This window comes from Oceanospirillum sp., assembly GCF_982874595.1.
The window spans coordinates 1-10610 of sequence record NZ_CEYNZH010000079.1 but is presented as its reverse complement, the minus strand read 5'-3'; the positions used below and the strand labels follow the sequence as shown (position 1 = coordinate 10610).

Sequence of the window (10610 nt, the reverse complement as noted above, 5' to 3'; positions counted from 1 at the left end):
CCAACTTGGATAGTGGCGCGCTCCTCTATGTTGAGTTCTTTGTAAGTCATAACAACACCTTATCCTATATTGGATTAGGTGTTGCACTCAGAATTGGCCGCTAAGCCCTCATTCCGGCAAGCTAAAAACAAGAGTTTTGTTGAGCAGCTGACTCTTCGAAACATGGAGCCGTACTACAAAGAACTCGGGATTCGCTGGGACCATGCGCTATTCGATGAGAACTGGAAAGCGTTTGAGAACTACGAGATAACGATATATGAGCGTGCGATCGGTACCTTGCGATTGAGTCATGATAGTAGCGCCTATTACATTCGCGACCTTCAAATTGTCCCGAATTGGCAGCGTAAGGGACTGGGGGCTCAGGCAATCAATTTTGCTATTGCTGTCGCCCAGAAAGCAGGCTTTCAATCGCTTCGACTTCGTGTTTTCTCTACAAACCCAGCCGTGGCTCTATATGAACGTTTAGGATTCCGGATTTGCAAAACTGAAGGCGGGATGCACTATATGGAGCGGGAGCTTTCCTAACCAGGCTATTTATTTACAGCCGGTGGCTGCCCGACGCCCTTTACAATGCAGCTTCGCCTTCACGACAAAGCCGCCCGTGCTGGTAGCATTAAGAGTCTACTTCCCGATGAGTAAGATTTGGCGAGAGCTTTTTGTTCTGTTCAAAAAAAGCGTTCATTAGCTCCGCCTGTAACGACAAGAGTCAGGCTCTTATCTGGTCTGGAAGAGAGGTTTGAGAAGGCTCCCCCTCTGGGCGCGGGCACAAGTTGATCACAGATGCCATCTTCATCGCTTTAGCTCTATCTTAAAAGTGTACACCACCAACAGAGCCATCGCACCGGCTTCAGGCATTTCCCCAGAAACACCAAAATATGATGATCCGTGTTTGTAATGCCTATCTCAATCAGCATTCAGTGTATCGCTTTACCTGATTTTTTGATGATTTATACAGTATATTTCGGGCTTTGCTCAAAATGATGCTTGCTTTGTCCGACTTAATGCGCGGTTTACCAGAGTGCGAGAAATGGATAAGCTGCAAAATCAATGAATTATGGAAATCGTGCCTGCCATTTTTTTATAAGAGCGCAGGCAATGTTTAATTGTGATAACGCGCAGGCGCGTTTAGCAGGGAAGCATTCAGAACAGAAAATGTTAGCCTTTAGGAGGCCCTATGACTTGGGCAGACACCTTTCAAGTAGTGACGGCAGCCTTAGGGGCTGTAGGTGGTACTGCTATAGTTATTTTGGGTTTAAGCTCATGGCTTGGAAAAGTATGGGCGAATAGAATTTTAGAAAAAGATAGGTCTGAGTATTCTCAAGAGCTAGAGTTGCTGAAATCTGCAAACCAGAGTCTACATAGCTCCTTGTCGTTAACTAACGCTACGTACTTTGAAAGCAAGAAAGTATTCGCTGAGAAGCGGGTTCAGGGAATTGCTGACGTATGGAGGAGTTTTATTGAGTTCCGTGAGAAGACTCCATCCGAAATAATATGGCTAGATATCCTTGTTTACAAAGAGTACGAAGAATTCTTTAGAAATCCGAAATTTTCCAGCTTTGGGAAAAATACTGATCTAGATGTTATTAGTGACATACTACCAAAGGATCTAGATATCTTAAGGCCCTTTATGGATGATAGAACGTACCAATTGTTTGGTACTTACACTGCGACTGTAGCTCGACTCTGCTTTTACTTGAACCAGTGCAGTACTGGGAAGATTCCAGATTACGATTGGAGGGATGATGATGGTGTTGTAAGGATACTGAGTGCAGGGCTACCAGAAGAGGAATATTCACAGTTTCGGGAACAGAAATGGTCTGTGCAAACTCTTCTTAATTTCCTACAGTTCCGGATATCTAATCATTTAAAGAGTATAGCGACGGGTGCTGATCTAGCAAAAGAGGCTATGGATCATGCGGTAGATTTTAGTAAGGGAATAACATCAATTCGCGATGACGAAACATTGAGAAAGGCTAACAAAGCATTGCACCGGACAAGCCGGTGAATGCGGCATTCGGGCTGTAGAAAAACCTAACGGGTTTTGGTTTTGAGAATTTATCGCGCCCCTGCGTTGATTTAAGAGTATTTGGCGATGAAAACTGCTACATATTCACGTAGAAGCAGCATTTTTAGTACGAAAAATGATCAATTTTTGAGGCAGAGGTTTTTCTACTGCTTCGTTATCGCTCTCGGAGTATCAAATGAAATCACCTAAAACTGTAAAAGCACTCGAAGAGCTTGGGCGGGTTCGATTATCGGACTCTTTTTTCATGCGCGACTTTCTGCACTCAGAAATATCAGAAATTGAAGGTATACCCAATATTCCTGAGAATCCTGACTTGGCCATAGAAGTAGGAAAGAGATTATGTGAAAACGTACTCGAGCCGATTCAGGAAAAATTTGGGCGTATTAGTATTCGGTCTGCTTACCGATCACCTTCAGTGAATGCTAAAGGAGCCGAAAATAGAAACCAGTACAATTGCGCTAGAAATGAAGCCAACTATGCGGGTCACATTTGGGATTACCTAGATGAAGATGGCTTCATGGGTGCAACAGCTTGCATAGTCGTTAATCGATTTATCTCTTATTACGAAAGTACGGGTAATTGGCAGGCGCTGGCTTGGTGGATTCACGATAACATCCCAGAGTACTCGTCAATGTACTTTTTTCCTAAGCTTGCAGCTTTCAACATATCTTGGCATGAACGGCCTAAAAAAACGATCAAGAGTCACATTAGTGGGTCTAAAGGTATTTTGACGAAGCCAGGTATGGATAATTTCAATGGTGAGCATTTGAATGAATACCGTGAAATGCTGATGGAATTAAAGCTATAACAAAGCCAGTCAGCAGGACGCAGCGAAGCTGGACCTATGCTGGCAACGTTACAAGGTATGAGATTTCATTTATCAAATCAGTGTGTTTGTCCGTTATCTTTCATAAAATCAGATGGGCTTTGTCCAAAAAATGTCTTAAAGGCAGCGCTGTAAGCACTGTGGCTGTTGTAGCCGTGACTTAAGGCAATCTCAGTGATTGGCAGCCCTTCGGTAAGCGCTTCCAGAGAGTATAGCAAACGTGCTTGTTGCCGCCATTTGCCAAAGGAAATACCTGTTAATTGCAAAAATTGTCGCTCAAAGGTTTTAGCGGAAATATGCAGTTCGCTTGCCCATTCAGCGATTGAGCGCACGTCGGTTAAATTGTGTGTGAGATATTCGCAAACGTTGTGATAACGCGCTTCTTTCGGCCAAGGCAGTAATAGGTTAACAGCGTGATGGTGTTTTAATTCTTCCAATAATAAGCTCACTAATAATTTTGCATGCCTATCTGCTGCGTAGTCAATGGGCAGCAAAGTGGCCGCCAGTATCAGCTCTTTGAGTAATGGCGTGACGTTAATAACAAAACTACTGTCAGGCAGTGTTGAATTAGCTGCGTCTGCTTTGACTAATAGGCTGCGGACTTGGGTATGACTACGCATAATCACACAATGCTCTTCACCAGCAGCCAGCCAAACTGCTCGATTAGGAGGTACTAACCAGCGACCAGCACAGGTTTCAATTAGCAATGTGCCGGAAATGGCATACATCAGTTGCGCGCTGTAGCTATGTTTGTGAGGGGCGATAACATGCCCTTTTGAATAATCTACAGCTATGGCGTGAAGCGGCAGTTCGGATTGTTCAAACTGGCTGAGCTTGAGTATATCTGCTGCTGACTTGCTCATAAATGTCTTTTTCTCTACAGAAATAGCTCTATTATAGATATCAGAACAGCTAATGAACACCTAGCATGCTAATGAATTTTTATTGTTAGGGAGTTTGTCCATGTTGCTTGATCCAAGTCGTAAATATATTCCACAGACCTCTGTTCAGTTAGTAGATCGTCAATGGCCTGATCAGACGATTACTAAAGCGCCGATCTGGTTATCTACCGATTTAAGAGATGGTAACCAAGCGTTATTTGAGCCAATGAATCTGAATAGAAAGCACCGATTATTTAAGACCTTGGTGCAGGTTGGATTTCAAGAAATAGAGGTAGGCTTTCCAGCAGGCTCGCAAATCGATTTTAAATTTTGTCGCCAGTTAATTGAGCAAGACCTCATTCCAGAAAATATCACCCCTATGGTGATGACGCAGTTACGGCATGACCTTATTGATCGTACTCTGGAAAGCATGCGTGGCGCACGACGTGTAATCCTGCATTTATATAATGCAGTAGCACCAGCTTGGCGTGAGATTGTTTTTGGGTTGACGGTAGAACAGGTTGAGCAGTTGGTTCGTGAGCATGTTCGCTATTTAAAAAGACGTGTTGCTGATTTTCCAGAAACCGAATGGGTGTTGCAGTATTCACCAGAAACATTTTGCATGGCTGAGTTAGAGGTGTCTTTACGGATGTGCCATGCGGCGATGGATGAGTGGCTAGAAGAAGACGATACTCAAACCATGATTATTAACTTGCCTGCCACTGTTGAGGTCAGCACACCAAATGTATTTGCGGATCAAATTGAGTGGATGCATCGTCATTTGCAACGCCGCCAGCAAGTGATTTTATCTGTGCATCCGCATAACGATCGTGGCACAGGAGTCGCTTGTGCTGAGCAGGCTTTATTAGCTGGTGCTGATCGAGTAGAGGGTTGCTTGTTTGGCAATGGTGAACGTAGCGGCAACTTGGATTTGGTTACTATTGCTTTGAATATGTACACCCAAGGTATTTCCCCTGGCTTGAACTTTTCAGATATTTTAGGTTTGGCATTAACGGTGGAAGAATGCACGGCAATTGCTTTGCACCCCCGTCATCCTTATGCAGGTGATTTGGTATTCACTGCGTTTTCTGGCTCGCACCAAGATGCCATAGCTAAAGGCTTTAAGCGACAACAAGTCGGTGCGCCGTGGCGTATTCCTTACTTGCCGATTGATCCTAAAGACTTAGGGCGTACTTACGATGGCGTTGTACGTGTTAACAGTCAATCGGGCAAAGGCGGTATCGCTTTTTTGTTGGAGCAGGATTACGGCATAAAGATGCCACGTCGCATGCAGGTAGAATTCAGCTCAATCGTCCAAAAACAGGCGGATAGTGCCGAAACAGAACTATCGAGCCAACAACTTTGGGAGTTGTTTACCTGTACTTACTTGCAGCCAGAGCATGCTTCAGGAGTATACGGCTATCAGCGACACTCCCTTTTTGAGACATCATCAGGACAAGAAGTTGTGTTGGATTTAAAGTCCACTCAAGGAAAGCATCGGCAAGTAAAAGGGAGAGGTAATGGCCCTATCGCAGCAACACTGGATGCGCTGGCACAGCAAGCAACTGTATTGTCGTATGAAGAGCGAAATCTAGGACAAGGTAATGATGCCGAAGCGGTTGCGTTAATCGAACTATCTGCCTCTGGCTTATCAGGCTCGTATTTTGGCGTGGGTATCCATACTAATAGCACTACAGCGTCTATCTTTGCTGTTTTAAGTGCATTAGCAAGAATAAGTAGTTTTCAATGTAAATAAAATAAAACTGTTTGTGACTCGCCCCCTCAAGAGAGGGGGGACTGTACATTTGTGCACTATGCTTTATAACAAGTCGTTAGAAATTTGTATGAGATACAAAACGAACTGTCAATTTCACAATTTGAATTTCCACGATAGCCCAGTGTAAAAAATTGATATTGAGAACGGATGCATTTGTCTTTATTTAGAATTTGCGAATATCCTGCCTGAGCACGTTGATAATCCTCATTCTGTAGCTAAGTGTATAGACAACTGTATCCTGACTTTTCATGGTGTGACTAAGAGTATTGCATCTGTTTACAATGATGAAACTCAAGCATTCGAAGAGCATCAGTATCCAAAAGCACCTATTGACGAAGAAATATTAGAGGCAATAAGTAGTGTAAATGAAGAAGGGGGCGTGTCTTATACCCTAAAGGGCTTCCACTTAACGGGTTGGACTGAGTGGCATATTACAAGTAGTGGGTTTGAACTTGCCTGGAGTCGCTACTCACAAGATGCCTGGTTTGTTGGCTGGCCTCCGAAAAGCTCGTAGATCATATTGGCTATCGACATAGCTTTTGCTCCATAGCCTCAGCTAACCCCCATCTGCACCAGTGCCATATAAGCGCCGGTTCCCCCCAGAATGCTCACTAGTGGATGCTTAAACAGCAGGTGCAGCGCTGCTGTCAGCGTTAAGCATCCCAGTTCCGGCAGAAAGCCTGTACTGGCCAGATCTTCATTCTTAAAGGTGTACACCACCAAAAGAACCATCATCACCGGTGGCAGGTATTTCCCCAGAAACACCAGAATATGATGATCCGCAACCTTATAAAGCAGCACAAAAGGCAGCACCCGTGTCAGAAAGGTGGCGGCGGTCATTACTGCGATGACTGTGAGGAGATAGCTCGCGGATTCCATCGTTTACCTGCGTGAATCATTAACAGAACGCTCATGCTGAGCAAAATAGAGATCAACAGCATCTGATCACGGCTGATAAACAGCAGGGTCAGAATGCCAGTGGCCAGCGCCAGTACAAAAGGCGCGGGCTTTTGCAGGTTTTTGTACTGCTCTAGGGTCAGCACCATAAAGAGCGCGGGCAGTACAAACTCGATACCTGCGGTTGAGAAGGTGATCTGGCCGCCCAGCCAGGCACCCAGCGTACAGCCGATCACCCAGTAGATCTGGTTAAACAGGGTGACTTTAAACTGAAACTCTGCCGGATCAACCCACTTAGGCAGGCGGGTCGAGGTCAGCAGGGAGTAGGTTTCATCGGTCAGGCCGAAGATCTGATACACCCGCTTTAAGCCCTTGTTGGGAATTTTGCCCACCAGCGAGATGCCGTAGAACATGTGTCGGGAATTGAGCAGGAAGATGGTAATAAACATCTCCATAAGCCCTGCGCTGTTCGCCAGCAGACCTACCGCCAGAAACTGTCCGGCTCCGGCGAAGATAAAGACCCCCATCAGGGTGGCAAAAATCCAGTGGTAGCCCAGATCGCTGAACAGTACGCCAAAGGCCATACCCAGCGGAATATAACCAAACATCACCGGCAGCGATGCCTGAAAGATAAAGCGGTTTGCCGAGTGGCTGATCTGTGTTGATTCTTCTGAAGACATAATGACTTTCTTAAATGGGGCGGTGAATAGCCTGAATAAAAAGGGTGAACCAGCGCGATCGGCTATATTAGAAGTCTTTTTTGGAAAAACCAAATGATTCACGATGAATTAAGGTCTGGCTAGACCAAAGTTTAGAGTGATTGCGTGAGTTGGGGGGAGTGTGGGAGTGAGTGGATCGTGGAGGGGAGGGCGAAGAAAGCGCGGGATCAGCGCTTTCTCTGTGCCTCAGACAGAGTTGCCAGCAGCTGCTCTGCGGTGGCATGGTCGCTGTCATTGTAGCGGGCTTTCTGCAGCAGATAGACGCTGAAGGTACTGCCGCTACCCTGCACGCTGTGTACGCGGATATCACCACCGTAGCGGCGGATAATGCCGTAACTGACCGAAAGCCCTAGGCCGGTGCCGTTATCCCGGGTGGTAAAGAAAGGATCAAAGATATGGGGAAGAATCTCATCTGCGATCCCCATACCGGAATCTTCCACCTCAACCACAACGCCTTTCAGTTCGTGATCTTCATACCAGTCATGGCTGCGGATATGGATCGTCTTATAACTTTGTGACGCGTTGGCCGCATTCATCACCAGATTGACGAACACCTGCTGTAGCTGCTGCACATTCGCTTCGGCAGAGCTTTTGGCGTGCAGGCTGAGTTTCACCTCAAGGTTTTGCTTTTCAAGGGTGTGGCGTACCAGTAGCAGGGTGTCTTCCACGACCTGATTGATATTCAGAGGTGACATCGACTGGGTGTACTCACCGGGACGGCTGTACTGCAGCAGGTTGTTCACCAGCGCCCGAATCCGGTAGACCTGATGTACGATCAGCTCGATCTCTTCTTCAACCTCAGCGGCATTTTCACCCAGAGAGACCTGCAGCAGATCCATATTGCCCAGAATTACGGCAGCGGGGTTGTTGATCTCATGGGCGATACCGGCAGTCAGCTCACCCAGTGCCGCCAGTTTCTCTTTGGTGATCAGTTGGGCGCGGGTAGCCTGCAGCAGGCGGATATGTTCTTCCAACTCCCGGGTTTTATCCTGCAGGGACTGAGTGCGGGACTGGACCTTGTGTTCCAGCACCTCGGCAGCCTGCTGAATTTGTCGGTTACGCTCTTCCAGCAGGTCGAGCATGGTATCGAACTGTTCTGCCAGCTCGCTGAACTCATCCTGTGTATCCATCATGCCGATGCGTTGGCGTTTACCGACTTTTACCGCCTGTACCACACTATGAATTCGACGTATCGGGTGTGTAATCAGCCCGGTGCTGCGCAGTACGAGGAAAACCGAAATAAAGGCGACGGCGACAAAGGCCAGAATCAGATTGAGCAGTGTCTGATTGTGGATCTCTTTATAGGGCTGCTCCAGAAATCCGGTATAGAGCATGCCGATGCGTTTGCCCGCCAGATCTTCCACTGGGTTATAGGCAGAGATATACCAGTCATTAACCACGAAGGCGCGATCTACCCAGCTTTCACCCTTAGTGAGTACCTTCTGATACACCTCTTTGGAGACACGGGTTCCCACGGCACGTGATGCCGGGATTTCCTGTTGCTCCATTCCGGATGGAGAGGGTAATGCTTTATTGGGTACGTTAGTGCTGATGCGCACATCATCCAGAAACAGTGTGACGGTGCCTAAACCGCCTTCGGGCAGCGTTCCCGGACGGTAGGCCATATCCCGAATAGCATCGACAAACTTGTTATTCCGGTTTAGTAAGCGACCACTATCGAGCAGGCCAATCAGCTTTCCCTGATCACTGGTGATTGGGTGCAGAGCGCGGATAAACATGCCCCGGGTTTCAAAGTGGCGGTCGGTAGGTCCGGCCATCGGGGTATTCAGCAGCTTGATACGCACCTGTTCGATCAGTTGGGGATCGATAAAGGTAAGCTCTTCCGGTCCAAGAAGCTGCAGCCCTGCGTTTGCATTACCCGCCAGAACCTGAGAGGCGATCTGGCCAAGGCTGGGTTCTTTCAGGACGCGTTCGCTAAGCTTCGAGGCCGGGATAATGCGCACAAAATCCAGCTGGTGCAGCATTTTGAAATTGTACAGCTGTTGGCTGATACGCGCTGGTTGCTGACGTTGAACACTCTCCCGAAGCGGCTGACTCAGGCTGAGTTGTTTCAGATTACTCAGATCCTGCTGCTGGAGAATATTGAGCATGCCTTCTGCGACAGAGAGATCGGCCCGGACTTTACGGTCGAGCAGATCAGTGGAGTAGGATGTGACCCAGTAGCTGGTCATGCCGATCAGGGTAGCCAGAGTCAGAATCAGAGGCGCTATGCTTAGCCCTAAAATTTTAATTCGGATCGATGAACGCATGAACCAGGGTCGCTTCGCCTGTCGCTGTATGAAGGTCATCAGGATTCGGTACCCTGAATGTCATCCCACGCCTGCAATTTTCGATCCAGCGTTTTTCGGGAAATACCCAACTGGCGGGCCGCGGCGGATTTATTGCCCTGGAACTCGCTGAGCACCTGTAATATATGGTGTTTTTCCACTTCATCCACCGGCCAGCTGGAGGGATAACCACGCCCTTCAGACGGATGGTTTTCTTGGCTCTGGGTCAGACTGTCCCCCTTGGCAAAACTCTCGATGGGTAGGCGTCCCAAAAGGATACAACGCTCTACAAAATTCTTCAGTTCGCGGATATTGCCTGGCCAGCTGTAACCTGCGATCACAGCCATATCTTCATGGGTCAGGGGTACAGGAGGCAGTCCCAGTTCTTTGGACAGTTTACGGGAGAAGCTGTGCACCAGTGTCGGAATATCTTCCGGCCGGTCTCTCAGGGGTGGCAGCGTCAGGGTCAGTACGTTAAGGCGGTAGTACAGATCCTCGCGGAAACGGCCCTCTTTCACTTCCTCTTCCAGATTACGGTTGGTGGCGGCAACGATACGGACATCAACGCTGATCTCCTGTTCACCACCCACCGGCCTTACTGCTTTAAGCTCAAGAACACGCAACAGTTTAGCCTGCATGGCCAGTGGCATTTCGCCAATCTCATCAAGGAAAAGCGTACCGCCGCTGGCGAAGGTAAACAGGCCTTCCCGGGCTTTCTGGGCACCGGTGAACGCGCCTTTGGTGTGTCCAAACAGCTCGCTTTCCAGAATATCAGCGGCGATGGCACCACAGTTTACCGGGACAAAGGCTCCGGTTCGGCCGCTGTTTTCGTGCAGGGCGCGGGCGGCCAATTCTTTACCGGTTCCGGATTCCCCTTCGATCAGTACTGCAGATGGTGTTGGTGCGACACGGCGAATAATGCTGTCCACATCGCGGATCACCTGACTTTCGCCCAGCATGGCGTTGCCGGAGCTGAATACGGTATTCAGTTCGCGCTTCAGGACAAAGTTTTCTCGGGCCATCAGGCGGCGCTCGACGCAACGGTCAATGGCGGCCATCATCTGTTCCAGACGAAACGGCTTAAGAATAAAGTCACTGGCCCCGGCGCGCAGGGCTTCAATGGCGGTTTCCAGATCCGCGTAGGCGGTCATAAAGATGATGTCGCTGCGGCGCTCTTCATCGGAGATCGCTTCGTG

General features: G+C 48.0%; 9 protein-coding genes. 4 read left to right on the top strand and 5 right to left on the bottom strand.

The features are described from left to right. Positions 1 to 93: 93 nt before the first annotated feature. The 3 genes from AC4GL5_RS17795 (at position 94) to AC4GL5_RS17785 (ending at position 2834) form a co-directional block, all read left to right on the top strand. Complete coding sequence (locus AC4GL5_RS17795) at positions 94 to 525, top strand: GNAT family N-acetyltransferase (protein ID WP_490384148.1); 432 nt, start codon at positions 94 to 96, stop codon at positions 523 to 525. Positions 526 to 1174: 649 nt separating this feature from the next. Continuing rightward, entirely contained in the window at positions 1175 to 2005 is an 831-nt protein-coding gene (locus tag AC4GL5_RS17790) for a hypothetical protein (RefSeq protein WP_490384147.1), read from the top strand. Positions 2006 to 2201: 196 nt separating this feature from the next. Continuing rightward, positions 2202 to 2834, top strand: coding sequence for a hypothetical protein (locus AC4GL5_RS17785; RefSeq protein ID WP_490384146.1), 633 nt, complete (start codon positions 2202 to 2204; stop codon positions 2832 to 2834). 77 nt (positions 2835 to 2911) lie between these two features. On the opposite strand, the gene AC4GL5_RS17780 is transcribed toward AC4GL5_RS17785, so the two are convergent. After that, positions 2912 to 3715, bottom strand: coding sequence for an AraC family transcriptional regulator (locus AC4GL5_RS17780; protein WP_490384145.1), 804 nt, complete (start codon positions 3713 to 3715; stop codon positions 2912 to 2914). 100 nt (positions 3716 to 3815) lie between these two features. Here AC4GL5_RS17780 and AC4GL5_RS17775 point away from each other — a divergent pair, with 100 nt between their 5' ends. Beyond that, on the top strand, positions 3816 to 5489 hold the full coding sequence (locus AC4GL5_RS17775) for a 2-isopropylmalate synthase (RefSeq protein ID WP_490384144.1): 1674 nt from the start codon (positions 3816 to 3818) through the stop codon (positions 5487 to 5489). A 573-nt stretch (positions 5490 to 6062) separates the two neighbouring features. Here the strand turns inward: AC4GL5_RS17775 and AC4GL5_RS17770 are convergent. From AC4GL5_RS17770 to AC4GL5_RS17755, 4 genes are all read right to left on the bottom strand, one after another. After that, on the bottom strand, positions 6063 to 6350 hold the full coding sequence (locus AC4GL5_RS17770) for a branched-chain amino acid transporter permease (RefSeq protein WP_490384143.1): 288 nt from the start codon (positions 6348 to 6350) through the stop codon (positions 6063 to 6065). Beyond that, positions 6350 to 7087 (bottom strand): AzlC family ABC transporter permease, encoded by a 738-nt coding sequence (locus AC4GL5_RS17765; RefSeq protein WP_490384142.1) that lies wholly within the window; start codon positions 7085 to 7087, stop codon positions 6350 to 6352. The genes AC4GL5_RS17770 and AC4GL5_RS17765 overlap by 1 nt, the downstream gene beginning before the upstream one ends. 206 nt (positions 7088 to 7293) lie before the next feature. Next, a complete protein-coding gene (locus AC4GL5_RS17760) occupies positions 7294 to 9396 on the bottom strand; it encodes a sensor histidine kinase (RefSeq protein WP_490384141.1) in 2103 nt (700 codons plus the stop codon). 38 nt (positions 9397 to 9434) lie between these two features. Further along, on the bottom strand, positions 9435 to 10610 hold a 1176-nt coding region (locus AC4GL5_RS17755; protein WP_490384140.1), incomplete at its 5' end, for a sigma-54-dependent transcriptional regulator.